Annotated in this window: 25 protein-coding genes; 4 read left to right on the top strand and 21 right to left on the bottom strand. The window is 64.2% G+C overall.

The genetic code is table 11. From position 1 onward, the window contains the following. Positions 1-15 precede the first annotated feature (15 nt). Together MJ205_RS06730 and MJ205_RS06725 are read right to left on the bottom strand one after the other, a co-directional pair. Positions 16-819 carry a hypothetical protein gene (locus MJ205_RS06730; RefSeq protein WP_239811749.1) on the bottom strand — a complete coding sequence of 268 codons (804 nt, stop codon included), beginning with the start codon at positions 817-819 and terminating at the stop codon, positions 16-18. A gap of 180 nt (positions 820-999) precedes the next feature. Further along, positions 1,000-1,890: a LysR substrate-binding domain-containing protein gene (locus MJ205_RS06725; protein WP_239811748.1), complete on the bottom strand. Its 891-nt coding sequence runs from the start codon at positions 1,888-1,890 to the stop codon at positions 1,000-1,002. 131 nt (positions 1,891-2,021) lie between these two features. On the opposite strand from MJ205_RS06725, the gene MJ205_RS06720 reads away from it, so the two are divergent. Continuing rightward, positions 2,022-2,759: an SDR family oxidoreductase gene (locus MJ205_RS06720; protein WP_239811747.1), complete on the top strand. Its 738-nt coding sequence runs from the start codon at positions 2,022-2,024 to the stop codon at positions 2,757-2,759. A gap of 60 nt (positions 2,760-2,819) precedes the next feature. On the opposite strand, the gene dgoD is transcribed toward MJ205_RS06720, so the two are convergent. From dgoD to MJ205_RS06665, 11 genes are all read right to left on the bottom strand, one after another. Beyond that, positions 2,820-3,968, bottom strand: a complete 1,149-nt coding sequence (gene dgoD / locus MJ205_RS06715; protein WP_239811746.1) for a galactonate dehydratase — start codon at positions 3,966-3,968, stop codon at positions 2,820-2,822. A 48-nt stretch (positions 3,969-4,016) separates the two neighbouring features. Continuing rightward, a complete protein-coding gene (locus MJ205_RS06710) occupies positions 4,017-5,054 on the bottom strand; it encodes an L-idonate 5-dehydrogenase (RefSeq protein ID WP_239811745.1) in 1,038 nt (345 codons plus the stop codon). Positions 5,055-5,091: 37 nt separating this feature from the next. Further along, positions 5,092-6,117, bottom strand: a complete 1,026-nt coding sequence (locus MJ205_RS06705; protein WP_239811744.1) for a DctP family TRAP transporter solute-binding subunit — start codon at positions 6,115-6,117, stop codon at positions 5,092-5,094. Positions 6,118-6,229: 112 nt separating this feature from the next. Next, on the bottom strand, positions 6,230-7,510 hold the full coding sequence (locus tag MJ205_RS06700; protein ID WP_239811743.1) for a TRAP transporter large permease: 1,281 nt from the start codon (positions 7,508-7,510) through the stop codon (positions 6,230-6,232). Further along, positions 7,507-8,088, bottom strand: a complete 582-nt coding sequence (locus MJ205_RS06695; protein ID WP_239811742.1) for a TRAP transporter small permease — start codon at positions 8,086-8,088, stop codon at positions 7,507-7,509. The genes MJ205_RS06700 and MJ205_RS06695 overlap by 4 nt, the downstream gene beginning before the upstream one ends. A gap of 147 nt (positions 8,089-8,235) precedes the next feature. Beyond that, entirely contained in the window at positions 8,236-9,249 is a 1,014-nt protein-coding gene (locus MJ205_RS06690; RefSeq protein WP_239811741.1) for a TRAP transporter substrate-binding protein, read from the bottom strand. 65 nt (positions 9,250-9,314) lie between these two features. After that, entirely contained in the window at positions 9,315-10,562 is a 1,248-nt protein-coding gene (locus MJ205_RS06685; protein WP_239811740.1) for an enolase C-terminal domain-like protein, read from the bottom strand. A 14-nt stretch (positions 10,563-10,576) separates the two neighbouring features. After that, positions 10,577-11,347 (bottom strand): SDR family oxidoreductase, encoded by a 771-nt coding sequence (locus tag MJ205_RS06680; protein ID WP_239811739.1) that lies wholly within the window; start codon positions 11,345-11,347, stop codon positions 10,577-10,579. A 135-nt stretch (positions 11,348-11,482) separates the two neighbouring features. After that, positions 11,483-12,184 (bottom strand): FadR/GntR family transcriptional regulator, encoded by a 702-nt coding sequence (locus tag MJ205_RS06675; protein WP_239811738.1) that lies wholly within the window; start codon positions 12,182-12,184, stop codon positions 11,483-11,485. A 194-nt stretch (positions 12,185-12,378) separates the two neighbouring features. Further along, positions 12,379-12,837: a carboxymuconolactone decarboxylase family protein gene (locus tag MJ205_RS06670; protein WP_239811737.1), complete on the bottom strand. Its 459-nt coding sequence runs from the start codon at positions 12,835-12,837 to the stop codon at positions 12,379-12,381. A 54-nt stretch (positions 12,838-12,891) separates the two neighbouring features. Beyond that, positions 12,892-13,818 carry a VOC family protein gene (locus MJ205_RS06665; RefSeq protein WP_239811736.1) on the bottom strand — a complete coding sequence of 309 codons (927 nt, stop codon included), beginning with the start codon at positions 13,816-13,818 and terminating at the stop codon, positions 12,892-12,894. Between the two features lie 132 nt (positions 13,819-13,950). On the opposite strand from MJ205_RS06665, the gene MJ205_RS06660 reads away from it, so the two are divergent. Continuing rightward, the gene (locus tag MJ205_RS06660; RefSeq protein ID WP_239811735.1) at positions 13,951-14,694 is read left to right on the top strand and encodes a GntR family transcriptional regulator; all 744 of its coding nucleotides are present in this window, start codon (positions 13,951-13,953) and stop codon (positions 14,692-14,694) included. A gap of 435 nt (positions 14,695-15,129) precedes the next feature. On the opposite strand, the gene MJ205_RS06655 is transcribed toward MJ205_RS06660, so the two are convergent. Together MJ205_RS06655 and MJ205_RS06650 are read right to left on the bottom strand one after the other, a co-directional pair. Continuing rightward, on the bottom strand, positions 15,130-16,263 hold the full coding sequence (locus MJ205_RS06655; protein ID WP_239811734.1) for a thiolase family protein: 1,134 nt from the start codon (positions 16,261-16,263) through the stop codon (positions 15,130-15,132). Between the two features lie 21 nt (positions 16,264-16,284). Further along, a complete protein-coding gene (locus MJ205_RS06650) occupies positions 16,285-17,082 on the bottom strand; it encodes an SDR family NAD(P)-dependent oxidoreductase (protein WP_239811733.1) in 798 nt (265 codons plus the stop codon). A gap of 118 nt (positions 17,083-17,200) precedes the next feature. Here MJ205_RS06650 and MJ205_RS06645 point away from each other — a divergent pair, with 118 nt between their 5' ends. Continuing rightward, on the top strand, positions 17,201-18,145 hold the full coding sequence (locus MJ205_RS06645) for a GlxA family transcriptional regulator (RefSeq protein ID WP_239811732.1): 945 nt from the start codon (positions 17,201-17,203) through the stop codon (positions 18,143-18,145). Here MJ205_RS06645 and MJ205_RS06640 read toward each other — a convergent pair. Continuing rightward, on the bottom strand, positions 18,142-19,473 hold the full coding sequence (locus tag MJ205_RS06640) for an aminotransferase-like domain-containing protein (RefSeq protein ID WP_239811731.1): 1,332 nt from the start codon (positions 19,471-19,473) through the stop codon (positions 18,142-18,144). The genes MJ205_RS06645 and MJ205_RS06640 overlap by 4 nt on opposite strands. Before the next feature lie 60 nt (positions 19,474-19,533). Here MJ205_RS06640 and MJ205_RS06635 point away from each other — a divergent pair, with 60 nt between their 5' ends. Beyond that, a complete protein-coding gene (locus tag MJ205_RS06635) occupies positions 19,534-20,253 on the top strand; it encodes a TSUP family transporter (protein ID WP_239811730.1) in 720 nt (239 codons plus the stop codon). Between the two features lie 338 nt (positions 20,254-20,591). On the opposite strand, the gene guaA is transcribed toward MJ205_RS06635, so the two are convergent. From guaA to guaB, 5 genes are all read right to left on the bottom strand, one after another. Then, on the bottom strand, positions 20,592-22,208 hold the full coding sequence (gene guaA / locus MJ205_RS06630) for a glutamine-hydrolyzing GMP synthase (RefSeq protein ID WP_239811729.1): 1,617 nt from the start codon (positions 22,206-22,208) through the stop codon (positions 20,592-20,594). Positions 22,209-22,254: 46 nt separating this feature from the next. After that, the gene (locus MJ205_RS06625) at positions 22,255-22,701 is read right to left on the bottom strand and encodes a type II toxin-antitoxin system VapC family toxin (protein WP_239811728.1); all 447 of its coding nucleotides are present in this window, start codon (positions 22,699-22,701) and stop codon (positions 22,255-22,257) included. Further along, positions 22,698-22,958: a type II toxin-antitoxin system Phd/YefM family antitoxin gene (locus MJ205_RS06620; protein ID WP_230777299.1), complete on the bottom strand. Its 261-nt coding sequence runs from the start codon at positions 22,956-22,958 to the stop codon at positions 22,698-22,700. The genes MJ205_RS06625 and MJ205_RS06620 overlap by 4 nt, the downstream gene beginning before the upstream one ends. A 381-nt stretch (positions 22,959-23,339) precedes the next feature. Beyond that, positions 23,340-23,798: a DIP1984 family protein gene (locus tag MJ205_RS06615; RefSeq protein WP_239811727.1), complete on the bottom strand. Its 459-nt coding sequence runs from the start codon at positions 23,796-23,798 to the stop codon at positions 23,340-23,342. Between the two features lie 59 nt (positions 23,799-23,857). Continuing rightward, positions 23,858-25,333 (bottom strand): IMP dehydrogenase, encoded by a 1,476-nt coding sequence (gene guaB, locus MJ205_RS06610; RefSeq protein WP_239811726.1) that lies wholly within the window; start codon positions 25,331-25,333, stop codon positions 23,858-23,860. Positions 25,334-25,435 lie beyond the last annotated feature (102 nt).

Raw genomic sequence — 25,435 nt, 5'->3', positions numbered from 1 at the left:
TTTTATGCGCCGTCCTCAAAAGCGCCAGGTGGCACCCAGCAAAGGCCCGGCCATCGTCACATCGATGCGCGTGCCGCCCCGGCGGTAGTCCAGGGTCAGCACCCGGTAGCCCAGCGAGACAAAGGCCTGCTCGCTCCACTGGTAGTTGACGGTGGCAGCGACCTGGTGCGTGGCCCGCGACCCTAGGCCAAAGCCACCCACATCGCCATAGGCAATAGCCGACCAGCGCGGCGCAATGGGGATATGGGCGCGCAGGCCAAGGACAGGGTCGACAAACCGCTTCTCGGGCGAGGCCTGCACCAGGCCGCCCGCCACATCGACCGAGGCCTTGACGCTCCAGGCGCGCAGGCCCGCCAGCAGATCCAGGTTGATATCGGCGTTGGAGACCGCACGGTAGCCCGCAGCCAAGGTGGCGGAGGCCTGGCGGAAGCTGCCCGATGCCGGCAGACCAAGCGGCAGCTTGCCCGAGCGCGAACTGGACGAATAGCTGATGTCGCCCAGCAGCACCAGGCGGTCCTTGCGGACATAGCCGGTCAAAAAGAATGCGGCATCCAGGTCCTTCATTACGTCGGAAAACGACTTGTCCATCGACACCACACTGCCGCCTCGCAAGGGCCGCAGATCACCGCCCACCCCACTGGCCCAGACATAAGGTGTGAGCTGAACAGCCCAGGTGCCGGTGGCGCCCTCCTCTGCCGGTGCAGGCAGCTGCTGCGCCACAGCGGCCAACGGCAGGCCTGCGATGGCGGCCAGCGCTGCAAGGCGCCTCGCATTCGCACACAGGAGCACCCGGGGGTGCAAGGTGGAAGACCCTGGCATCGCTATCCCTCCATCTGCCAGAGCGGGAGGCCAGGGCAGTTTGTTTGATTAATAAAACTACTTATAGATCGAACAAATCATCGCACGGATCGGCGGCCATGCACAGCGATGGCAGAGCCCGGCCACCCCGCCACCCCCCGCCGGTTCGCCGGTTCGCCGGTTCGCCGGTCGCCGCCCCCGCTAACCTACATGCGCAAAGCGCTCTGCCAGCCAGTCGATGAACACCCGTACCCGTGCCGAAGGCTTGCGGCTGTAGGGATGGAGTACCGACACCGGCATGGGCGGCGGAGGCAGATCGGGCAGCACCTCCAGCAGCTCACCCTCTTCCAGCGCCCGCGCAATGCGGTAGCGCGGCACCTGCACCATCCCCAGGCCCGCCATCGCAGCACCGGTGTACAGGTCAGCGCCGTTGACGGTGATGCTGGGCTTGAGGCGCCGCTCCACCACCTGCTTGCCCACACAAAACTCCAGTGCCACCGGCCGGCCCGTGGCGCTGGAGACATAGGCCACGGCGGCATGCTGGGGCAGTTCATCCAGCGACGCAGGCAGGCCATGGCGCTTGGCATAGCCACGGCTGACCACGGTCACTTGGCGCAGCGACGCAACCTGGCGCCCGATCAGCGATGAGCTTTGCAGGCTGCCGGCGCGCAGCACGCAATCCACCCCTTCGCGCACCAGGTCCACCAGCCGGTCATCCTCTGCCATGTGCAGTTGCACCCCCGGATACTGGTCGGCAAAGGCGCCCAGGTGGGGCATCACAAAGTAGCGCGCCAACGTGCCCTGCAGGTTGACCCGCAGCAAGCCCTGCGGCGGCGCGTGGCGAAAGGCGCTTTCCGCTTCCTGCAGATCGGCCAGCAGCCGGGTGCAGCGGCGGTAATAGTCCTCGCCCTCGGGCGTCAAACGCACCTGCCGCGTGGTGCGGTCCAGCAGGCGCGCGCCCACGCGGGCCTCCAGCCGCTGGACCAGGTTGGTCACCGTGGCGCGCGGAATCTGCAAGTCGTCCGACGCCTGCGCAAAGCTGCTGCGGTCCGCCACTCGCACAAATACCTGCATCTCCTGAAAGCGGTCCATGGGCCAAAGGGACGCTGCAGCGTCCGGTAATTATTAAAGTAAACCGAATTATAAAATTCAAATCAGGGCAATGATATTTTGAATGGAATAGTGAAAAATCCAGCCATTCCATCAACGACAGGAAAACAGACATGACGAAGCCCACATCCATCGCCCTGATCACTGGCGCATCGCGCGGCATCGGCGCCACCATTGCCCGCCGCCTGGCCCAAGAGGGCCATGCCATCGCCATCAACTACGCCAGCAACGCGCAAGCGGCCGAGGCACTGGCCCAGGCGCTGGTGCAAGAAGGTGGCCAGGCGATGGCCATCCGTGCCGATATCTCGCAGGCAGAGCAGATGCAGGCTATGTTCAGCGCCGTCGAGCAACAACTAGGCAAGATTGATGTGCTCGTCAACAACGCCGGCGTGCTGACCACCAGCCCCCTGGCCGAAACCAGCGACGCGCTGTTTGCCAAAACCTTTGCAATCAACACCCAAGGCGTGTTCAACACCCTGCGCGAGGCAGCCACGCGCCTCAACGACGGCGGGCGCATCATCAACCTCTCGACCACCGCACTAGCGCTGAACATGCCCGGCTACGCCATCTACAACGGCAGCAAGGCAGCGGTAGAGGCTTTTACCCGCGTGTTTGCCAAAGAGCTGCGCGGCCGCCAGATCACCGTCAACGCGGTGGCCCCGGGCCCGGTCGCGACCGAGCTGTTCTTTGCCGGCAAGAGCGAGGCCCAGATCGAACACTTTGCCAAGATGCCCCCGCTGGAGCGCCTGGGCGAGCCCGAAGACATCGCCGCCGTGGTCGCATTTCTGGCCAGCAAGAACGCCGGCTGGATCAACGGCCAGGTGCTGCGCGCCAATGGCGGTATTGCTTAAGCCCCAGCGCCCGCACTCACTGCCGGCCGGTCAGCACGCCCGTGGCTGGGGCAGCGCAGATCACCACTCCGCCACACTGCCATCCGCATGGCGCCAGACCGGGTTGCGCCAGCGGTGGCCTTCCTTTGCGCGCTCCACCACATAGGCCTCGTTCACCTCGATGCCCAGGCCGGGGCCACCGGGCATGGCCACATAGCCGTCCTGGTAGTCAAAGGCATCGCGGTTGTGCACATAGTCGAGCAGGTCATTGCCCTGGTTGTAGTGGATGCCCAGGCTTTGCTCCTGGATGAAGGCGTTGTAGCAGACCGCATCGATCTGCAGGTTGGCGGCCAGTGCAATCGGGCCCAGCGGGCAATGCAGCGCGACGGCAACATCGTAGGCCTCGGCCATCGCGGCGATCTTGCAGGTCTCGGTGATGCCGCCGGCGTGCGAGGGGTCGGGCTGGATGATGTCGACACCGCCCTGCGCAAACACGCGCTTGAAATCCCAGCGCGAGTAGAGGCGCTCACCCAACGCGATGGGTGCGGCGCCGATGGCGGCCAGCTCGGGGATCACCTCCAGGTGCTCGCTGAGCACCGGCTCCTCGATGAACATCAGGTTGAAATCGCGCAGCTCGCGCATCAGCACCTTGGCCATGGGCTTGTGCACCCGGCCGTGGAAGTCCACACCAATGCCGATGTGCTTGCCCACCGATTCGCGGATCATCGCCACATTGGCGACGGCCTGCTCCACCTTGGCGTGGCTGTCGATGTACTGCATCTCTTCGGTGCCGTTCATCTTCACGGCGGTAAAGCCGCGCGCCACCGCCGCTTGCGCCTGGGCCGCCGTGTCTGCCGGGCGGTCACCCCCTATCCAGGAGTAGACGCGGATGCGGTCACGCACCTTGCCGCCCAGCAGCCCATGCACAGGCACGCCCAACGCCTTGCCCTTGATGTCCCACAGCGCCTGATCCACGCCGGCGATGGCGCTCATCATCACCGGGCCGCCCCGGTAGAAGCCGGCGCGGTACATCACATTCCACAGGTCCTGCACATTGCGCGGGTCGCGGCCCACCAGGTAGTCGGACAGCTCCTCAACCGCAGCGGCTACGGTGTGGGCACGGCCTTCGACGACCGGCTCGCCCCAGCCGACGACACCTTCGTCGGTGTCGATCTTGAGAAAGCACCAGCGCGGGGGCACGATAAAGGTGGTGAGCTTGACGATTTTCATGGGAAGAAAGAAGAAGAATGGGTGGGGATCAGCGGATGCGGCGGGAGTTCATTCGAAGTCCAGCAGCACCTTCATCGCCTGCGAGCGGTCGGCCGCCAGCGCAAAGGCGCGGGCTGAATCGCGGTAGGACAAGGTGGCCGATATCAGCGGCTTCACATCGACCAGGCCCTTGTTGAGCAGCGCCACGGCAGTGGCGAACTCCTCATGGAAGCGGAAGGAGCCACGCCAGTCGAACTCCTTGGCCACCAGCGTGTTGATCGGCAAGCTCATCTCGGCACCGGCCAGGCCCAGCTGCACGATGGTGGCGCGCGGGCGCAGCACATCGAAGGCCCCGCGCAACGCGTGCGGGTTGCCGCTGGCCTCGAACAGCACATCGAACTGGCCCTTGTCGGCCGCGTAACGCGCCAGGCCATCGGGCGATTCGCCCACATGCACGACCTCATCAGCGCCCACCTGCAAGGCCTTGGCCAACGGATGCGCGCTCATGTCGGTGGCCACAATGTGCTCGGCGCCTGCGCGGCGTGCCGCGATGATGGCCAGTGCGCCAATTGGCCCACATCCGGTCACCAGCACCTTGCGGCCCAGCAAGGGCCCCGCCCGCTGCACACCATGCAGGGCCACGGCCAGCGGCTCGGCCATCGCGCCCTCGGCATCGCTCACCTGGGGGGCGATCAGATGGGCCTGGTGCGCCTCGATGACGATCTGCTGCCGAAACGCCCCTTGCACATGGGGGGTGCGCATGGCGCTGCCGTAGTAGCGCATGTCCAGGCAGTGGTTGTGCAGGCCCATCTGGCAAAAGCGGCACTGGCCGCAAGGCCAGCTGGGGCTGACTGCAATGCGCTGGCCCGCAGCGAAGCCCGTCACACCAGCACCCACGGATTCGATGACGCCCGAGACCTCATGGCCCAGCACCATCGGCTCCTGGATGCGCACGGTGCCAAAACCGCCGTGCTGGTAGTAATGCAGGTCAGAGCCGCAGATGCCGCCGCAGCGCACCCGCACCTGCAATTGGCCAGGCCCGGGCGCAGGCGTGGGGACGGATTGCACCCGCAAATCGCCGGGTGCGTGGATTACAAGCGCTTCCATGTCAGAAGTTCCTAATTGGCTTGGATAAGGGAGGGGCTCAAGGCTTGGTCTTGCGGTAGCTGGCCAGCGCCGCATAAAACGACTGGGCAAACTCCGCGCCCACCGTCGCCTGGTTCTTGTCGATCACTGGCTGCACCGCCGCGCGGATCTTCTCCAGCTCGGCCGGCGGCATCTCGCCCACCTGCATGCCATGCGACCTGAGCTGGGCGACCACCTCGCCGGCCTGGCGCAGCTCTTCGCTGCGCTGCAGGCTGCGGGCCTTCTCGGCGGACTGCTGCACCGCATGCTGCTGCGCGGGTGTCAAGGCCGACCACCATTTGTCCGACGCAATCAATGCCACCGGCGTGTAGACGTGGTTGGTGATGGTCAGGTATTTCTGCACCTCATACATCTTGTTGGCATACATGTCGACCACCGGGTGCTCATAGCCGTCCAGCGCCTTGATCTCCAGCGCCGGGTAGACCTCGGAGAAGGCCATCGGCACGGCGTTCATGCCCATCGCATTGAAGCTGGCCAGCGCCATCGGGCTTTGCATCACGCGCACGCGCAGGCCCTTCATGTCCGCCAGCGAGGCCAGCGGGCGCTTGCTGTTGGACATATTGCGGAAGGCGCCGCCCGCCCAGACCAGACCGCGCATCTTCATGTCGGCAATGCCGTCCAGCATCTGGCGGCCGATGGGGCCATCGAGCACATGGGCGGCCTCGGCGTCGCTGGCAAACAGAAACGGAAAATCAAAAATCTGCAGCGCCTTCTTGCGCGCAGCGATGGGCGAGAGCGCGCCCATGTACAGGTCCTGCGTGCCGCTTTGCACCGCAATCAGCATCTTGTCTTCGCTGCCCAGGGTGGCGCTGCTGTACACATCGATCAGCACCTTGCCATCGGTCGCCTTGGCCACATCGGCGGCAAACTGCTTCATTGCGATGGCGCGCGGGTGCGAATCGGCAAAGGAATGGCCCAGGCGTGCACGCTTGCCCTCCTGGGCTTGCGCGGGCGCCAGGCCCAGCGCCGCCAAGGTGGCGAAGGCAAGGCCTGCAACGAGGCTTCGGCGTTGGATCAGTGTCATGGTTGGCTCCTTATTTTTTTTGGGCAAAGCCCAGCCCGGCGCTTGCAGGTACAGGGTATTTGCATGCGCCCAGGGCTCTTCAATGGATAGGGTTAGGGGGTAGCGGCTGGGGCTAGCGGCTCATCATCTCCAGCGGCCACATGACGATCTGCGGGAACACGACCAGCAGGAACATCACAATCGTCTGGGCGACCATGAACGGGATCACGCCCTTGATGGCACCGCTCATCGGTATCTTGGCGACCCCGCAGACGACATTGAGCACGGTACCCACCGGGGGCGTGACGAGGCCAATGGCGTTGTTCATGATGAACAGCACACCGAAGTAGACCGGGTCGATGCCTGCCTGCTTGAGCACCGGCATCAGCACGGGCGTCATGATCAGCACCGTGGGCGTGAAATCCAGCGCCGTGCCCACCAGCAGCACCAGCATCATCAGCGCAAAGGTCAGCAGCATCTTGTTGTCCATCAGCGGCTCGACCAGCGCGGCCAGCTGCTGCGGGATATTGGCCGTGGTGATGAGCCAGGCCGATACACCGGCAGCCGACACCAGAAACATGATGATCGCCGTGGTCTCGGCAGCGCGGTAGACCAGCGCAAACAGCTGGTTCAGCTTGATCTCGCGGTAGATGAACATGCCCACGACCAGCGAGTACATTGCGGCAATGACGGCAGCCTCGGTCGGGGTGAACCAGCCGAACTTCAGGCCACCGATGATGACCACCGGCAGCACCAGCGCCCACAGCGACTGGCGTGTGGCTCTCAGGCGCTCGGCCATCGTGCGCTTGGGCTCGGTGACGATCGGGTCGCGGCCAATGCACCAGCGCCAGGCCAGCAAGATCGCCAGCCCCATCAGCAGGCCCGGCACAATGCCGGCGATGAACAGCTTGGTGATGGAGACGCCGCCGGTCACGCCATACAGAATCATCGCGATCGATGGCGGAATCACCGGCGCAATGATGCCGCCGCTGGCAATCAGGCCGCAGGAGCGGTTCACGTCATAGCCGGCCTTGCGCATCATCGGCACCAGCACCGCAGCGAGCGCGGCGGTATCGGCCACGGCCGAACCCGACAGCGATGCCATGATGACCGCTGCACCCACGGCAACATAGCCCAGGCCGCCACGGATATGGCCAATCCAGGACATGGCCATCTGAATGATGCGGCGCGTCATGCCGCCGGCGTTCATGAACTCCCCCGCCAGCATGAAGAACGGCACGGCCAGCAGCGGGAAGCTGTTGGCGCCATCCCACATGTTCTGCACGACGATCTGCGGATCGGTAAAGCCCATGTAGTACATCAGCGCCAGGCCGCAGCCGATCAGCGCAAACGCAATGGGCATGCCCAGCGCCATCAGCCCCAGCAACGACGAGATGAAAATGAAGATGGTCATACGCGGCCTCCCTGGGGTCCGGACTGCGCCTGCATCGCATGCTCGGCTTCGCGCGCCTCTTCCATGCCCTCTTCCTGCACGTCGATCAGTTCGTCATCCGCTACCCTGCCCAGCACCAGGCGCACCAGGTTGGACAGGCAGATGATGCCGATGGCCGCGCCGGTGAAGTAGCTCACGCCATAGACCCAGACCATGCTCAGTTGCGCCACCGGCGAGGCGTTGCCGGCAATGATGTCGTGCTGCAGCCAGGTGCCGTAGACGATGTAGATGCAGCACAGCAGCATGATGGCCTGGCTCAGCCCCCAGCAAACGCGGCGGCCGGCCAGCGGCATCATCTGCACCATCAGGTCCACCCCCAGGTGGGCGCGCTTGCGCATGCCCACGATGGCGCCCAGAAAGGTCAGCCACACAAAGGCAAAGCGCGGCACCTCTTCCGACAGATCAATGCCGGTATTGAAAAACAGCCGCAGCATCACATTGCCGAACACCATCACCAGCATGACGAGCATGCACAGCACCATGACGATTTCCAGCGCGCGCGTCAGCCCGTCGGCGAGCATTTTGAGTACCTTGCCCATGGCAACACCTTTCCCGGCAGCATGGTCTCGTGCCGTGCCACCACCTGAAGCTTGTAGGTCGATGCCGGCAGCGCCGCGCGATGGGGCGCTGCCAGAACGTTGAAACGAAGGAAACGGGCCCGGCCTCACCGGGCAGGCCCGCTGCCGTTACTGGGCCTTGCGCGCCTGTTCGATCTCGGCAAAGAAGCCCTTGACGAACTCATCGCCGATCTGCGGTGCGAACTTGGCCAGCACCGGCTTGACCTTGTCCTGCATGCGCGCCAGCTCGGCCGCAGGCATGCTGTCCACCGTCACGCCCGCCTTCTTGAAGTTGTCGATCGCCTGGCTGTCGCCTTCATCGAGCAGCTTGCGCTGCAGCAGCCCGGCCTCCGTCGCCGCCTTTTGCACGCCGGCCTTGTCGGCGGCCGAGAGGCTGTCCCAGAACTTCTTCGAGGCCACCAGCGCCGACGGCGTGTACACATGGTTGGTGATGGTGATGTACTTCTGCACTTCCTGCATCTTGTTGGCCCACATGTGCTGCAGCGGGTTCTCCTGGCCGTCCAGCGCCTTGATCTCCAGCGCCGGGAACACCTCGGCAAAGGCCATCGGCGTGGCGTTGGCGCCCAGGGTCTTCCAGGTGTCCAGCGCGACCGGGTTGGTCATCACGCGGATCTTGAGCCCGCTCACATCCTCCGGCTTGGCCACGCGGTGCTTGCTGTTGGACAGGTTGCGGAAACCCATGCCGGTCCAGGTCAGGCCCACCAGGTTGGCCGGTGCGATCTTCTCGAAGATCTTCTTGGACGAGGCGCCATCGAGCACTGCATAGACCTCGGCCGAGTTGCGGAACATGAACGGCAGATCCCAGACCTGCACTTCCTTGACCCGCGAGGACAGCGGCGCCAAGGTGCCGATGTACAGATCCTGGGTGCCCGACTGCACGGCCTGCAGCTGCTTCTCATCGCTGCCCAGCACGGCGCTGTGGTAGGCCTGCACCTTGACATTGCCATTGGTGTAGGCCGAGGTCAGCTCGGCGAACTTGTTCATCGCCATCGCTTGCGGGTGGCTCTCGGGCATCGCATGGCCCACGCGTGCCTTGACTTCGGCATAGGCCGTGCCAGCGCCCATGGCCGATGCGGCCACCGTGGCCAGCAGGATGCGGCGCAGTTGGAATTGAGGGGTCATCTGTCTGTCTCCGTCTTTGTTGTGAGTGGAAAAAAGCCGGCGCCGCTGGCCCGGCACGCTGGGAATCAGGGGGTTTGCAGGCTCCCATCGGTCAGGCGGGTCTGCGTCCAGGTGGTGACGGCGCTGCTGCAGGGGTACTTGGCTGCCTCGCGCTCGTCAATGTCCACGCCAAGACCGGGCAGCTCATTGGCGTAGACATAGCCATTGCGGAACGTGGGCAAACCGGGGAACACGGCCAGCAAGGCATCGCGCGGGCCGTTGAGCGCCTGGATCACAAAATTAGGCGGCTCGGTGCCCGACCATTCCTGCACGCCAAAATTGCGCGAGGCCAGGTCGATATGGATATTGGCCGCATGTGCCAGCGGCGACATATCGCCCGGCCCGTGCCAGGCGGTGCGCACGCCGTACTGCTCGGCAAACAGCTGCAGCTTGCGCGCCGGGGTGATGCCACCCACCTGGCTCAGGTGCACGCGGATGAAATCGATCAGCCGCTCGGCGATGATGCCGCGCCATTCAAACGGGTGGTTGAACAGCTCGCCCTGGGCCAGCGGCACATTGGTCTTGCCGCGCAGCTGGCGCAGCCAGTCGCCCTCTTCCAGCGCAATCGCGTCTTCCAGAAAGAACAGCTCGTAGGGCTCGAGCGCCTGCGCAAAGCGGATCGCGTCTGCCGGCTTCAGGCGCTCATGCACATCGTGGCACAGCTCCACCTCAAAGCCGATGCGGCTGCGGAGGGTGTCGAACATCTTCAGCGTCTCGCGCATGTACTTGCGCGCATCGAGGTAAATGCCATTAGCAGCGCCTTGGGGGGCCGTACCGGGCGCCGCGCCAAAGCCGCCACCGCCATAACCACCGCTTTGACAGCGGATATGGGTGATGCCCTGCTCGCGGTACTTCTGGATGTTGTCGCAAAGCTCCTCCAGATCGCGCCCATCGGCATGGCGGTAGATGGGCACGCCCTCGCGCAGCTTGCCGCCCAGCAACTGGTACAGCGGCATGCCGGCCTGCTTGCCCTTCAGGTCCCACAGCGCCATGTCCACGCCCGAGATCGCATTGTTCTCGATGGGGCCGTTGCGCCAGTAGGCGTTCTGGTGCATCAGCTGCCACAGCTCTTCAATCTGGCTGGCATCGCGGCCGATCAGCAGCGGGCGCAGGTACTGCTCCACCAGACATTGCACCGCCAGATGGCGGTAGGCAAAGGTGGCGCAGCCCAGGCCGTAGAGGCCGGGCTGGTTGGTCTCGATCCTGACGACCAGGAGGTTGATGCCCTCTGGCGCCGTCGCGATGACTTTGACGTCGGTGATCAAGGTGGCCATGGTGACACGCCCGCCTACAGTACCGCCAGCCAGCCGCCATCCACATAGATGATCTGGCCGTTGACATAGTTGGAGGCGCCCGAGGCCAGGTAGATGGCGGTGCCCACCAGCTCATCGGGGCGGCCCCAGCGCTGCGTGGGGTTGCTGGCCTTGACCCAGGCGTCAAACGCCACGTTGTTGACCAGGGCCTCGTTCATGTCGGTAAGGATGTAGCCCGGGCCGATGGAGTTGGCCTGGATGCCGTGCATGGCCCACTCGGCCGCCATGGCTTTGGAGAGCATCTTGATGCCGCCCTTGGCCACCGTATAGGGCGCGACCGTGGCGCGTGCCGCCTCGCTGGTGAGCGAGCCGATGTTGATGATCTTGCCGCCGGTGCCGCGCTCGATCATGCGGCGCGCTGCCGTGCGGCCCACCACAAAGGCGGCCGTCAGGTTGGTGTTGATGACGCGGGTCCAGTCCTCCAGCGACACATCGAGCAAGGGCTGGCGGTGCTGGATGCCGGCATTGTTGACGACGATGTCGATCGCCAGGCCCTGGGCATCCCACGCAGCAAAGGCGGCCTCCACCGCGGCCTGATCCGCCACATCGAATGCTGCCCCCTGGGCCTGCAGGCCCATGCCCTGCAACTGCGCCACCGCCGCATCCACCGCAGCCTGCTGGCGGCTGTTGACCACCACGGTCGCCCCCGATTCCGCCAGGCCCTGGGCCAGCGCCAGCCCAATGCCGCGCGAGGAACCGGTAATCAGCGCTGTACGGCCCGACAGATCAAACAGGGAACGAGACATGGAATGGCGACCTGGAGAATTTCAGAAGTCGCCATCATCGGTTTATTTGTATGATGATTAAATCCGAGCAAACCCTAGACTTCCGCCGCCCCTGCGCTTTGCGTGACAGCCGTGCCATACCTGGATTGGCAGGCCTTAAGCGGGTGCGCCCCAGCGGGCAATCGTGTCTGCCAGCAGCGCCCGCATCCACAGCTGCGCATCATCGGCGCTGCGCCGCTCAATGGCCGCCAGCACCTTGCCATGCATGAGCAAGCCATCGTTGAACTGCCCGGCCTGCTGCGCGTTGACGGTGAGCAAGGATTCCAACGCCGACGCCACAATGCCGCCCAGCGAGATCAGCAAAGGGTTGCCCGTGGCCTGCAGAATGCTCTGGTGAAACGCCAGATCGGCGACGACCCACTCATCGATCGAGGTCGCCGCCTCCATCGCGGCGAAGGCCTGCTGCAGGCTGAGCAGCTGCGCCTCGGTGTGCATGCGCGCGGCCAATGACGCGGCGGCCGGCTCCAGAATGCCGCGCATCACCATCAGGTGCCGGCCCAGTTGCTGGTCCACCCCCTGGCTGCAGAGCCAGCCCAGCACATCGGCATCAAACAGGCTCCACTGCGCTTGCGGCCGCACGCGGGTACCGGTGCGGGGCCGCGCCTCTAGCATGCCCTTGGCGCTCAGCGCCTTGATCGCCTCGCGCACCGCAGTGCGGCTCACCCCCAGGCGCTCGCACAGCTCCTCCTCATTGGGCAAGGTGGCCCCTGGCCCATACTCGGGGCTGGCAATCAGCCGGCCCAGACTGTCCATCACCTGGTGGTGCAGACTGCTGCCGGGCTGTGACGATAAAGACATGGCAATCGGTGGTGGTGCAGATTCATTCATCATACAAAACAAAAGGGCTTGGGGCCAGCACCGGCGCTTTGCCGCTGCCCTGGGCCGATGATGCCCGCCTTCTGCAACCGAGCGCCGCACTCACCTTTGCTGCCGGGCGGGAACGCCTGCTGGGTACCTCAGGCTTTTTGCATGCTGCCCCCAGCGCCAAGGTGCTATGCCGCGTGGTCAGCCCCTGCCGCCCGGCTCTCGCGGCCAGCCACACGCACCAGAATATCGGCGCCCCGGTTGGCAGCGGGCAGTCCACGGAACAGAAAACACAGGTTGATGACCGCCTGCAACTCGGCCCAGCCAGCGCCGGCACGGCGTGAAGCGATCGCATGGGTTTCCGCCGCGTCGTTGCCATCCATCAGCAGCATGCCAAACAGCATCAACTGGACGGTCTTGGCATCGATATGCGGGGTGGTCATGGCATGGTTGCGCATGCGCTCTTGCAGGTTGAGCATCTGCGAATCCAGCCCTCCGGTGAAGTTGAGCCGGGACTCCACCCGGTGCGGCAGAAATCCCAGCAAATTGCGGTAGGTATGGGCATGGGTGCATACGGCCGTTTGTGATGCGAGAGAATCCAGGCCCGCAAATTTGGCCAGCGCAGCGGTGTCAAGACTTGAGTTCATATGCAACTGCTTTCAATGGGGAGAGATAAAGGCGGCATGGCGCGGTGCCGGCGGTCATGCCTTGCCGGTCTGCATGCCCTGGTAGCGCTGCACGCCATCCGGAAAAGCCCACTCCGCAAAGGCCTCGGCACTGGGGACAAACTGCCGGGCCACCCAGCTGTCATCGCAGATATCTGCGTCAAAGTCGTATTCAGCAGCGCCCCCGCAGGGGTTTTTGAAGTACCAGAAATAGGCGGAGGACACCGGATGCCGACCCGGCCCAATGTGGGTCTTCCAGCCCCGGGAGGTCATGAAGAGCCCGCCGCCGAAGACCTCATGGATGTCGCGTACATCGAATGCCAGATGGTGAAAGCCCACCGCATCACCGCGCTGGAGCAGAAACAGGCTGTGGTGGTCTGCCGAACCGGCGGGCCGCAGAAACACGCCGCTGCCGGTATACGAATCGGTGACCCGAAAGCCCAGGCGCTTTTCGTAGAACTCCGCCGTCTCCTGCAGGTTCTGCACCGCATACACCACATGGCTCATGTGGCTGGGGTAGGCACGCGGATAAATCTGCGCCGCAGCATTGATGCGCATCGCATGGCCCGGGGTGTTGAAGACGGTAGCCGGTTGCACCATGGGCTCAACACAGCTGAGCTCGAAGGCAATCGCGTGCCCGGCGGGGTCGGTGGCGAGCACCCGTCCGGCCTCATCGGTACGCATGCTGGCGTCCTGGCCGAGCTCTGCCGCGATGGCATCCAGCGCGCGCTGGTTTTGCACACCCCAGACCACCTGCCGCACCGTGGGGCCTGCCACCGGCGCGGGCGCCAGCATCGGATCTGCGAGGCGCCGCACATGCACCTGCGAGCCCTCCGGCGTGCAAAAGATGATCTGGTCGGGTGCATCCATCACGAGCTGCAGTCCGAAATCAGTCCAGTAGCGGCGCGCCACATCGAAGTCCTCCACACCGTACACCACAGAATTCAACCCAACGATATGCATCACAACACCTCCATCGATTGCAAATAATTATTATCGATATTTTGGCATTTCATCGACATTTCTTGAGATACCGATGGTGTCCATAAGTATCGGTATTGCTAGAATGCGGCCCTTCTTGTTCTGAGGATTCCCATGGAAAGCCTGCCCCTGCTGAAGACAGACAACGAAGGCAGCACCCTGGCCCATTCGCTGGCAGTCCGTTTGCGCACAGCCATATTGAACGGTGACATTGCGCCGGGTGAGCGTCTGCACCTGAGCGCGTTGAAAGCCCGCTTTGGCATCAGTTTCAGTCCGCTGCGTGAGGCGTTGACAGGCCTGGCGGCAGAAGGCCTGGTCGTGGCAGCAGGCCAGCGCGGCTTCCATGTGGCCCCGGTGTCTGCGGAGAACCTGGACGAGCTCATCCGCCTGCGCTGCATGGCCGAAACCACGGCCATCCGCGAATCGATCCGGTGGGGAGACGAGCAATGGGAAGAAGCCCTGGTCGCCGCGCACTACCGGCTTGGCCGCGTTGCCGCAGCGCCCGTCAATGCGCAAGCCCAGCAGACCTGGGAAGCCGCACACCGCAACTACCATGCGGCGCTGGTGTCCGCCTGCCGCATGCCGCTGCTGCTGAAGTTTTGCAGCACCTTGCATGACCTGAGTGACCGCTACCGGCGCCTGTTCCTCACCCAGGCGCCGCGCGACAACAAGGTGCCCACAGAGCACTTGCAGCTGTATGAAGCGGCCTTGGCCCGGGATGCAGACAAAGCCGCCGCCATCCTGGAAGCACACATCCGCCGAACGGGCGAGAACGTCAAGCGCGCCGTGGTGCCATCGCAGGCATCCGCCAGTCCTGCCGCAAGCAGCAAAGAGCTCCGCCTTTCGAGGGCCAGATAAGGACATGGATCAACGTCGTGGCTGACCGAGCGCGTTGCGGACTACAAAACTCTGCCGATGTGCCTGCCATGCATCCAGCCAGCTGGCCTCCGGCAGCCACCGGCCTCCGGGCAGTAGTGGCTTCCCGCGTCACCCGCGCCCCAAATATGGCCTGCCCCACCCCACGCGCAGCACGGTGGCCCCAACGATCGATACCTGCCCGGCGAACAGCTGCCGACCGCGAACGCCAGGAACGGGCGTTACCGCACCCTGCTGGTGTCGCTGGTGGCGGCGCCAAGATCGGATGTCATGCACGGCAAGGCCGGCAGGATGGCGCTGGCGGACACCACCCCCAACGCAGCCCGGCGAGCATGGCCAGCACAGGGCCGCTCAGTAGCTGGGCGTGGAGCCGACCGGCGAGATGGCCATGGAAGTGGGCGTGGGCGTGGTCATCGTTCAAGCTCTCTCCAGCACCGTAGCGATGCCCTGTCCCCCGCCTATGCATTGCGTGGCCAGCGCGTAGCGTCCTTGCTGGCGCGCCAGCAGGGCCGCAGCCTTGCCGGTGATGCGCGCGCCGGTGGCACCCAGCGGGTGGCCGATGGCCAGGCCTCCGCCGTCGATGTTCACGGTCGCCATGTCAAGGCCCAAGTCGCGGATGCAGGCCAGGGCCTGCGATGAGAAGGCCTCGTTGATTTCCACGACGTCCAGGTCGGTGACGGCAAGGCCGGCGCGCGCCAGTGCCTTGCGCGTGGCCGGGATCGGGCCAATGCCCATGATGGCCGGGTCCACCCCCACAGTGGCAAAGCTGCGGATGCGCGCCAGCATCTGCAGGCCGTGGCGTTCGGCAAAGTCATCGCTGGTGACCAGCAGCGCTGCCGCTCCATCGGTCAGTGGCGACGAAGTGCCCGCCGTGACCACGCCATCGGCCCGGAAGGCCGGCTTGAGCCCCGCCAGCGCCTCCAAGGTGGTACCAGGGCGGATGCAACCGTCGGCCTCCACCACCTCGCCATCGGGCAAACGGATGGGCACGATCTCCTCGGCCAGCAAACCTTGGTCGCGGGCAGTTGCGGCTTTCTGGTGGGACTGCAGTGCGAGCAGCTCCTGGTCGGCACGGTTCACGTTCCAGCGCTGCGCCACGTTCTCCGCCGTCTCTCCCATGGAGATGTAGGCATCGCTCGTCGCCTGCAGCTCGGGATGGGGCGAGAAGTTGAAGCCGCCCTGCGGCACCATCGTCATCGACTCCACGCCCACGCACAGGAAAGCATCGCCCATGCCAGCCTCGATCTGCGCCGCTGCGATGTGCACAGCCTGCATCGACGAGCCGCAGAAGCGGTTCACCGTCATACCGCCCACGGCCTGGGGCAGGCCGGCCAGCAGGCCGACGATGCGCGCCAGATTGTTGCCCTGCGCGGCTTCCGGGTAAGCGCAGCCGAGGATCACGTCCTCCAGCAGCACGGGATCCAGATCGGAGCGCCGGAGCAGGCCCTGCACGACCTGGGCGGCCAGCGTGTCGGGCCGCACTTCGGCCAGACGGCCCTTGCGGGCAAAGTGGAATGGCGAGCGCGTATAAGCGCTGATGACGGCTTTCATGGCGGAGGCTCCTTGCAGTGGTCAGTACACGGCATAGCGGGGCGCGACGGCACTGCTGGACAGTTGGCCTGCCATCGCCTGGCGTGCGGCCTCGTACGCATCCCATTTCTCGCCGGCATGCAGCGAGGGAATGCTGACCTTCTCGCCGCGCTCGAAGCCCAGCAGCGCGGCATCGACCAGATCCTCGGTGCGCATGACGATGCGCTGATCCAGATGCTCGACCGGTAACCCGCCAATGGCCCAGAAATCGGTGGCAGTGGCACCAGGCAGAACCGCCTGTACCTGCACGCCCTTGTCGGCCAGCTCATGCTGCAGCGACTGGCTGAAGGCCAGCACAAAGGCCTTGCTGCCACCGTATACGCCATTCAGCGTCTCTGGCGAGATGGCGACGATGGATGCGATGTTGATGATCGCTCCGTGTCCACGTTCCACGAAGCCCGGCACGGCGGCATAGGCCAGCCGCATCGGTGCGGTGACGTTCAATTCGACCATGCGCGTCATCTGTTCCACGTCGCTCTGCAGCAACGGCGTGTGCGTGCCGATGCCCGCGTTGTTCACCAGCAGGGTGATGCTGGCGTCCTGGCGCAGCTTCGCCTCGACCTGCGCCAGGGCGGTACGGTCGTTCAGGTCAGCGGGCAGCACTTCCACCGCGCGGCCTGTGCGAGCGCTGATGTCGCTCGCCAGCGCATTCAGCCGCTCGCGGTTGCGGGCGACAAGGATCAGGTCGTAGCCGCGCTGCGCGAGTCGCTGCGCGTACAGCGCACCGATTCCGCTGGATGCGCCGGTGATGAGGGCGGTGCCGAGATGGGTCTGTGCCATGGTGAAACTCCTGGAGGGTTGAGAGATGCTGTCCATGGCATGAATGGTCCTCTATGCAGACAATGTCGTAAATGACGTATATAGTTATAAAAAAGGACATATCCCCAGGACACCCTCTATGCACCGCATTGGCTACATACTGCCCGAAGGCTTTCAGGTCATGGCGCTGGCCACCCAGGCCGTGTTCGAGCTGGCCAATCTGCTGGTGGGCCAGCCCTTCTATGCCGTGGAAACCTATGCGCTGGACGGATCGGCACGCGCATCGACAGGCCTGGTGCTGCAAGCCAAGCCGCTCAGCGCGCACCGCAGTGCTGATACGTGGCTGGTAGCAGGCACCATCAAGCCCATGCCTTCGGCCCCTGAATTGATCCGGCTGCTGAGCAAGATCGCCGCGCGCGCGCGGCGCATCGCAGGCTTGTGCACGGGTGCCTTCATTCTGGCCGAGGCGGGTCTGCTCGACGGGCGTCGCGCCACGACGCACTGGTACTGGGCTGAAGTGCTGCAGGAGCGCTATCCCCATATCCAGGTCGAGGCCGACCGTATCTACATAGCCGATGGACCGGTGTGGACGTCAGCGGGCATGACGGCAGAGATGGACTTGGCCCTCGCCCTCGTCGAGAAAGATCTCGGTGCCGACATTGCGCGCTCCGTGGCACACCGCTTGGTCATGCACCAGCGCCGCTCGGGCGGGCAATCACAGCATTCCGAGATGCTCAAGCTCGCGCCAAAGTCCGACCGCATCCAGCAGGCGCTGGAACATGCGCGGCGCAACCTGGCGCAGCCATTGAGCGTCGAAGAGCTGGCCGAAGCCGCCAGCCTGAGCCCGCGCCAGTTCAGCCGCGTCTTCACCGCAGAGACCGGCCAGTCACCCGCCAAGGCCGTGGAAGGACTGCGGCTCGAGGCCGCGCGGCTGATGATCGAAGGCAGCCGGCATCCCCTTGAAGTCGTAGCGAGGGAAACGGGTTTTCGCGACCGGCGCCATATGCGCGAGGCCTTCCTGCGTGGCTTCGGCATGCCGCCACAGGCCTTGCGGCGTGAAGCGCGGATCGCACCACCGGCCTAATAGCTGAGACTGGCCACCGCACGGGCAACAGCCTCCAAGGCCAGCTTCAGCCTGGCATGGGAGATGGAGCCCAGGGCCAGCCGAATGGCATGCGGAGGCTGGCCCCCCATGGCATAGGGCGCCGCAGTCGATACCAAGATGCCTTCGCGTTCAAGCCGCATGGCAGCTGCATCCGCCCGCACTTCATCAGGCATGGGCAGCCAGACAAAGTAAGACGCCGGATGGCGGATGGTCCTGAATCCTGCGAGCGCCTTGGCCGCGATGGCCTGACGCGCGCCGGCATCGCGGCGCTTTTCCTGCTCCAGCCGCGCCACGGTGCCGTCCTGCAACCAGTTGCAGCACAGCGAGGTCACGAGAGTGGGCGTATTCCAGACCGTGGCACGTATGGCGCGGCTGATCCTGGGAACGAAGGCAACTGGCGCGCATAGGAATCCGAAACGCAAGCCTGCCGCCACGCTCTTGGACAGGCTGGAGACGTAGACGGTGATGTCGGGCGCCATCGCAGCCAGCGGTGGTGGCGCCTGCCTTTCCAGAAAGGCATAGGTGCCGTCCTCCAGCAGCAGCAGGCCATGGCGCCGGGCCACTTCTATCAGCGCAAGACGCTGATTCACCGTCATGACCCAACCCAACGGGTTATGCAGCGTGGGCATGCAGTACATCGCACGCACCTTCCGGGCAAGGCACAACGCTTGCAGTGCATCCAGGTCGGGGCCAGCGCCGCTTAGCGGGATGGCAACCAGTTCCAGCCGACACTGCTCGGCCACGACCTTGATGCCGGGGTAGCTCAAGGCATCAACGGCCACCACGTCGCCCGGTTGCAGCAAGGACATGGCTGCCGTGGCGAGCCCGTGGATGGCACCACTGACGATGAGCACGGCATCGGCAGACACCGGCAGGCCTCGGCTCTTCAGGTGCTCGGCCACAATGGCCCGTTCGTGGGGACGGCCTCCATGCGGCTGGTAGCGCAGAACCGACTCCAATTCACCTGCCGAGGCAAGCTGCTTGAGCGCCGTGCGCAACATCTCCGTCTGCGTGGGCAAGGCTGGATAGTTGAAGGTCAGATCCACCAGATCGTCGCTGGCCGCGTGCATCGCAACCTCCCCGCCCATCGAGATGGGCTCGCGAACAAAGGTCCCGCGGCCCACCTCACCAGCGACCAGCCCCATGGCCTGCAGTTCGGCATAGGCGCGCGTCGCCGTAGCCAGGGAAATGCCCTCCACAGCCGCCAGCTTGCGATGGGGTGGCAGCACCGTTCCGGGCCTCAACCGCCCTTGCCGGATGTCGTCAGCAAGCCGGTCCACCAGTTGCTTGTATCGCGCTTGCGGCATACGAAATTGTATCTATGACAATAATTTGATTGTACTGACAATTGTCCCTAGGATGCCGGCATGGAACTGACTGCCACCACCATCCTCATCAGCTTTGCCGGTGTCTTCTTGATCTGCTTCATGAAAGGTGCGTTTGGCGGCGGCTTTGCCATCATCGGTATCCCATTGCTGTCGCTTGTGATGGATCCGGTCACTGCAGGCGGCCTGCTGGCGCCGCTGTTCATCGCGATGGATCTGTACGGCCTGCGCTACTGGAAGCCGTCTACCTGGTCAAAGCCCGATCTGCTGATGCTGGTACCGGGGCTGGTGGTCGGTATCGGGACTGGCTATCTGCTGTTCCAGAACATGGCCACGCCGCGCGGCGCCCGCACGGTGCAGGACGAACGCGAGGCGTTCACTCGGATGATGTGGGACACCTGGGCGCCGGCCGGCTGGTACGACCGGGCCGATTTCGACGAGGCGGCACGTGCGTTCCAGGGGAAGGACTGGGCCGAGGTCGTGCTGCATTCTTACCGCCACCGCTGGGGCTTCGCCGAAGGCGATCCGGCCTATGCCGAGGACGAAGCGCGCCTCTACCCAGCACCGGTGCTGCAGGTGCCAACGCTGGTATTGCACGGCGGCGCCGACACCTGTAACCACCCCGATAGCTCAAAGGGGCGGGAAGCCTTCTTCCAGGGCGGCTACGAGCGGCAAGTGCTCGATGGCGTGGGGCATTTTCCGCAGCGCGAGGCGCCGCAGGCTGTGGCTGATGCGATTCTGCGGTTCTGCGGTTCTGCCTGAAGCAAGCAGCGGGCATCTAGGACGCGCAGCAGCCAAAGCCATTGAAACGGTAGTTGTACCGCAACGCTCCGGCTTCAGTTGGCAACACCGCTACGAACATGCCGTCGCGGTCCACCACGTGGAATATTCTTTTTGAGCGCCAAGGCCCCACGTGCTCGATCGGTCAGCAATCAGCATCTCATGTGATTTGCCGCCGCAAAAAGATACCGTCACGACAACCGTCAAATGCGCCGGCTTAGGCAAACTGGGTGAGACACCCAGAGACGCCTAAGCCTTTATTGCATTTGGAATTTCCGTGATTTTCAAGCCTGTTTGAGGCAGCGTGAGACGACGCTGTTTCACTCCCACTCGATCGTCGCAGGCGGCTTGCTGGACACATCATAAGTAACGCGATTGATCCCGCGCACTTCATTGATGATCCGGTTCGAGACACGCTTGAGCAGCCCGTAAGGCAGTTCCGCCCAGTCGGCGGTCATGAAGTCACTGGTCTGCACGGCGCGCAGCGCCACGACGTAGTCGTAGGTACGGCCATCGCCCATGACGCCCACGCTCTTGACCGGCAGGAAGACGGTGAAGGCCTGGCTGGTCAGGTGGTACCAGGTCTTGCCGGTGACGTCGTCTACCCAGTTGTTCAGCTCTTCGATGAAGATGGCGTCGGCGCGGCGCAGCAGGTCGGCGTATTCCTTTTTCACTTCACCGAGGATACGCACACCCAGGCCCGGGCCGGGGAACGGATGGCGGTAGACCATGCCACGGGGCAGGCCCAGGGCCACGCCCAACTCGCGCACTTCGTCCTTGAACAGGTCACGCAGCGGCTCCAGCAGCTTCAGGCCCAGTTGCTCTGGCAGGCCGCCCACGTTGTGGTGGCTCTTGATGGTGACGGCCTTCTTGCTCTTGGCACCGCCCGACTCGATCACGTCGGGGTAGATGGTGCCCTGGGCCAGGAAGGTGGCGCCCTTGTGGCCGCCGTCGCCAGCCTTGAGCTTGGCGGCCTCGGCCTTGAACACGTCGACAAACAGGCCGCCGATAATCTTGCGCTTGGCTTCGGGATCGCTCACCCCAGCGAGCTTGCCCAGGAACAGGTCGGAGGCATCGACGCGGATGACCTTGGCGTGGAGCTTGCCTTCGAACATCTCCATGACCATGTCGCCTTCGTTGAGGCGCAGCAGGCCGTGGTCCACAAACACGCAGGTCAGCTGGTCGCCAATGGCGCGGTGGATCAGCGCGGCAGCGACGGACGAATCCACGCCGCCGGACAGGCCCAGAATCACCTCTTCGTCACCGACCTGCTCGCGGATCTTGGCAACCGCTTCTTCGATGTAGTCACCCATGATCCAGTCGGCCTGGGTGGCGCAGATGTCGAGCACAAAACGGTTGAGCAAGGCCTGGCCTTGCACGGTGTGCGTTACCTCGGGGTGGAACTGCACCGCGTAGTAGCGGCGCGCTTCGTCGGCCATGCCGGCGATCGGGCAGGATGGCGTGGACGCCATGACCTTGAAGCCTGGGGGCAGTTCGGTGACCTTGTCGCCGTGGCTCATCCAGACCTTGAGCATGCCGTGGCCTTCGGGGGTGACGAAGTCCTCGATGCCCTTGAGCAGTTCGGTGTGGCCATGGGCGCGCACTTCGGCGTAGCCAAACTCGCGGCTGTTGGAGCCTTCAACCTTGCCGCCCAGTTGGGTGGCCATGGTCTGCATGCCGTAGCAGATGCCCAGCACGGGTATGCCCAGCTCGAAAACGGCATCCGGCGCGCGGTCGTCCACTTCGTAGACGCTGGCGTGGCTGCCGGACAGGATCACGCCCTTGAGCTTGCCGTCAGCGGCAAACTCGCGCACCCATTCGCTGCTCACATCGCAGGGATGCACTTCGCAGTAGACATGGGCTTCGCGCACGCGGCGGGCGATCAATTGGGTGACTTGGGAGCCAAAGTCAAGGATGAGGATCTTGTCGTGTTGCATAGCAGGATCGTTGGGTTTGGATGGAGAAAAAACGGGGGGTGATGGGTCAAAAATCGTCGGCGGCCAGCACGGTGATTCCGCATTGCCGGGCCGCTGCCACCTGCGCGGCATCAAAACTGGCCAATGGCAGGCGCAGCGACTGCGCGAGCCACAGATAGGCGGCATCGTAGACCGGCAGGCCAGTGGCCAGCGCAACATCGAGCACAGCCTTGTGCTGGGCAGGAGCCAGCTCATGCAGCTCCACTCTGTGGCGTATGGCGTCGAGCACGCCCCAGAGGCCTTCGACGCTGCCCAGCGGGATACGGCCGCTGTTGGCGCCGGTGGCGACCAGGTTGCTGCATTCCCAGAACCACAGGTTGGGCGCTTGCGGGTCGACCTCATGGCGGCGAATGCGGGCGTAGAGGCGCTGGGTATGGCTGCTCGCCGCTTCGGGCAGCAGCCAAGCTGCGGTGACCGAGGCATCGAGCACAAAGGCGCTGAAGGCGGCGCTCATGCAGCGCTCCTGCCGCGGCGGCGCAGTTGCGGCACCGAATCTGCCTCGGGCGGCGGCGCAATGCTGGCCTGCAAGGCCTCGATCTGCGCCAGCTCACGGGCGATCTGCTCGTCGGTGATCACCGGTTTGCGCCGCATCGGCAGCATGCGCACCACCTCTTTGCCGTGGCGTGTGATGCGCACTTCCTCGCCCTGCTCGACCAACTCGACCAGCGCTGAAAAACGGGTTTTGGCTTCGTAGATACCGACGCTGTGCATGGAAGTAGGTGACAAAAAAATCTGGCCTGATCATCAATTCAGACCAGATTCTATCATTCAGACCAGTTTTATGCCAACAGACCAGAATCAATGGGGTTTTGGCTGTGGCCTCTTGTGGCGCGACAGCGCAGCAAGGGCTGTTGTCACAACAGGGAGGAGCGCCGCGTCAGTGCAAGGTAGTGAGGTATACGCTGTCAAAGGTACAGGGTGCGTGGTTCCGGGCTGATGGGTAAGCCGTGTATTGAGCACGTTTGCGCTGCCCTCCGCGCATCCAGAGGGACCCAGTATGTTTTCAACCCCCTGGCTCCCGGCCGGGGTCTTTGCACTCGCCCGTGGCGCTCCAAAAACTAGCTAATCATCCCTTGTTGAATTCTTGAACGGTTAGGCCGCCACATCGACCTGCCAATTGGCCGATTGCAGCACCACATTGGTCTCGCGAATCCGGCGCGACAGGTCATCGGCCTGCTTTTGCAAGCTGGCCACGTTGATCTGCGGCAGCCATTTGATCTCGCGCTGGCTGTAGCGGTCCACATCCTTGTGGGTGGCGGCGATGGTGGCAACCAGCAGCGAATGCTGGGCCACCAGCGTATCGCGCTCGGCCAGGATATCGGCCAGCAGACGGCCATCGGCCAAGCGGGCCGTCTCATTGGCGGTGTTGATGGCGCGCACCAGCTGCTGCTGCGCCAGCAAGGTCGAGGTGGCCTCGGCCAGCAGGTCTTCGACCCGCTCCTTGGGCTGCTCGCCCTCCTGCACGATGGCATTGCGCGCAATGCGTTCGCGCAAGGAGAGCAGCTTTTTCTTGTGGTCGGCGCGGAGCAACAGGGCTTCGGCAAGCTTCATCGGCATTCCTTCGCAGGGTTCGAAAAAATGGCTGCCAGCGGCAGCCATTCTCTGGACCATCAGTCAGCGCGGTAGTTTGGCGCTTCCTTGGTGATCTGCACGTCGTGCACATGCGATTCACGGATACCGGCTGCGGTGATTTCCACAAACTCGGCCTTCTCGTTCATCTCGGCAATCGATGCGCAACCGCAGTAGCCCATCGACGCACGCACACCGCCTGCCATCTGGTAGACGATGGCTACCATCGAGCCCTTGTAAGGCACGCGGCCTTCAATGCCCTCGGGCACCAGCTTGTCGGCATTGGGGTTGCCGGTGCTCGATTCCTGGAAGTAGCGGTCGGCCGAGCCTTGCTGCATCGCACCGATCGAGCCCATGCCACGGTAGCTCTTGTACGAGCGGCCTTGGTAGAGGATCACTTCGCCAGGGGCTTCTTCGGTACCGGCAAACATGCCGCCCATCATGATGGTGGATGCGCCAGCAGCCAGGGCCTTGGAGATATCGCCGGAGAAGCGGATGCCGCCGTCAGCGATCAAGGGCACGCCGGTGCCTTGCAGCGCCTGGGCCACGCTGTCGACAGCCATGATCTGGGGCACGCCCACACCGGCCACGATACGGGTGGTGCAGATGGAGCCGGGGCCGATACCGACCTTGACGGCATCCGCGCCCGCCTCGACCAGTGCCAGTGCAGCTGCGCCGGTGGCGATGTTGCCGCCGATCACATCGACTTGCGGGTAGTTTTGCTTGACCCAGCGCACGCGCTCGATCACACCACGGCTGTGGCCGTGGGCCGTATCCACCACCAGGGCGTCGACACCGGCCTTGACCAGCAGGTCCACGCGCTCTTCGGTACCAGCGCCCACGCCCACGGCTGCAGCGACGCGCAGACGGCCCGCGCGGTCACGGGCGGCATTGGGGAAGGTGGTTTGCTTGGTGATGTCCTTGACGGTGATCAGACCCTTGAGTTCAAAGGCATCGTTCACCACCAGAATGCGCTCGAGCTTGTGCTTGTTGAGCAAGGCCTTGGCAGCGGCGGGCGTGGTGTCGTCCTTTTCGTTGACGGTCACCAGCTTCTCGCGCGGCGTCATGATGTCGCGCGCCTTGACGTCGTAGCGGGTCTCGAAGCGCAGATCGCGGCTGGTCACGATGCCAACCACCTTGCCGCCGTCGCAGACCGGGAAGCCGGAAATGCCCCGTTCGTCGGACAGCTGCATGATCTGCAGCACCGTGTGCTCCGGCGTGATGACCACCGGGTCGTGCACAACGCCCGATTCATGGCGCTTGACCTTGGAGACCTCGGCAGCCTGCTGCTCGGCGGTCATGTTCTTGTGGATCACACCAATACCGCCCTCCTGGGCGATGGCAATCGCCAGTCTGGCTTCCGTTACCGTGTCCATGGCGGCAGACACCAGGGGCAGGTTCAGGCGGATATTGCGGGTGAATTGGGTGGCGAGAGAGACGTCCTTGGGCAGGACTTGGGAGTATGCGGGCACCAGCAACACATCGTCGAAGGTGAGCGCTTTTCCGATCAGGCGCATTGTGAAGGCTCCAAAAAAAGGATTCTACCGTCTTTTGTAAGCAGCTTGCAGGGCGGCGGTATGACAGCCCCTCCAACGCAGGTTGTTATCTCCAACCAACAA

The sequence above is a fragment of the Comamonas sp. B21-038 genome, from assembly GCF_022387135.1.
Classification (GTDB): Bacteria; Pseudomonadota; Gammaproteobacteria; order Burkholderiales; family Burkholderiaceae_C; genus Comamonas; species Comamonas sediminis.
This window is presented reverse-complemented; position numbering and strand designations above follow the sequence as displayed.

Coding starts and splice junctions, on each gene's coding strand:
- MJ205_RS06730 (WP_239811749.1), bottom strand. CDS start 819: ATGCCAGGGTCTTCCACCTTGCACCCCCGGGTGCTCCTGTGTGCGAAT.
- MJ205_RS06725 (WP_239811748.1), bottom strand. CDS start 1,890: ATGGACCGCTTTCAGGAGATGCAGGTATTTGTGCGAGTGGCGGACCGC.
- MJ205_RS06720 (WP_239811747.1), top strand. CDS start 2,022: ATGACGAAGCCCACATCCATCGCCCTGATCACTGGCGCATCGCGCGGC.
- dgoD (WP_239811746.1), bottom strand. CDS start 3,968: ATGAAAATCGTCAAGCTCACCACCTTTATCGTGCCCCCGCGCTGGTGC.
- MJ205_RS06710 (WP_239811745.1), bottom strand. CDS start 5,054: ATGGAAGCGCTTGTAATCCACGCACCCGGCGATTTGCGGGTGCAATCC.
- MJ205_RS06705 (WP_239811744.1), bottom strand. CDS start 6,117: ATGACACTGATCCAACGCCGAAGCCTCGTTGCAGGCCTTGCCTTCGCC.
- MJ205_RS06700 (WP_239811743.1), bottom strand. CDS start 7,510: ATGACCATCTTCATTTTCATCTCGTCGTTGCTGGGGCTGATGGCGCTG.
- MJ205_RS06695 (WP_239811742.1), bottom strand. CDS start 8,088: ATGGGCAAGGTACTCAAAATGCTCGCCGACGGGCTGACGCGCGCGCTG.
- MJ205_RS06690 (WP_239811741.1), bottom strand. CDS start 9,249: ATGACCCCTCAATTCCAACTGCGCCGCATCCTGCTGGCCACGGTGGCC.
- MJ205_RS06685 (WP_239811740.1), bottom strand. CDS start 10,562: ATGGCCACCTTGATCACCGACGTCAAAGTCATCGCGACGGCGCCAGAG.
- MJ205_RS06680 (WP_239811739.1), bottom strand. CDS start 11,347: ATGTCTCGTTCCCTGTTTGATCTGTCGGGCCGTACAGCGCTGATTACC.
- MJ205_RS06675 (WP_239811738.1), bottom strand. CDS start 12,184: ATGTCTTTATCGTCACAGCCCGGCAGCAGTCTGCACCACCAGGTGATG.
- MJ205_RS06670 (WP_239811737.1), bottom strand. CDS start 12,837: ATGAACTCAAGTCTTGACACCGCTGCGCTGGCCAAATTTGCGGGCCTG.
- MJ205_RS06665 (WP_239811736.1), bottom strand. CDS start 13,818: ATGCATATCGTTGGGTTGAATTCTGTGGTGTACGGTGTGGAGGACTTC.
- MJ205_RS06660 (WP_239811735.1), top strand. CDS start 13,951: ATGGAAAGCCTGCCCCTGCTGAAGACAGACAACGAAGGCAGCACCCTG.
- MJ205_RS06655 (WP_239811734.1), bottom strand. CDS start 16,263: ATGAAAGCCGTCATCAGCGCTTATACGCGCTCGCCATTCCACTTTGCC.
- MJ205_RS06650 (WP_239811733.1), bottom strand. CDS start 17,082: ATGGCACAGACCCATCTCGGCACCGCCCTCATCACCGGCGCATCCAGC.
- MJ205_RS06645 (WP_239811732.1), top strand. CDS start 17,201: ATGCACCGCATTGGCTACATACTGCCCGAAGGCTTTCAGGTCATGGCG.
- MJ205_RS06640 (WP_239811731.1), bottom strand. CDS start 19,473: ATGCCGCAAGCGCGATACAAGCAACTGGTGGACCGGCTTGCTGACGAC.
- MJ205_RS06635 (WP_239811730.1), top strand. CDS start 19,534: ATGGAACTGACTGCCACCACCATCCTCATCAGCTTTGCCGGTGTCTTC.
- guaA (WP_239811729.1), bottom strand. CDS start 22,208: ATGCAACACGACAAGATCCTCATCCTTGACTTTGGCTCCCAAGTCACC.
- MJ205_RS06625 (WP_239811728.1), bottom strand. CDS start 22,701: ATGAGCGCCGCCTTCAGCGCCTTTGTGCTCGATGCCTCGGTCACCGCA.
- MJ205_RS06620 (WP_230777299.1), bottom strand. CDS start 22,958: ATGCACAGCGTCGGTATCTACGAAGCCAAAACCCGTTTTTCAGCGCTG.
- MJ205_RS06615 (WP_239811727.1), bottom strand. CDS start 23,798: ATGAAGCTTGCCGAAGCCCTGTTGCTCCGCGCCGACCACAAGAAAAAG.
- guaB (WP_239811726.1), bottom strand. CDS start 25,333: ATGCGCCTGATCGGAAAAGCGCTCACCTTCGACGATGTGTTGCTGGTG.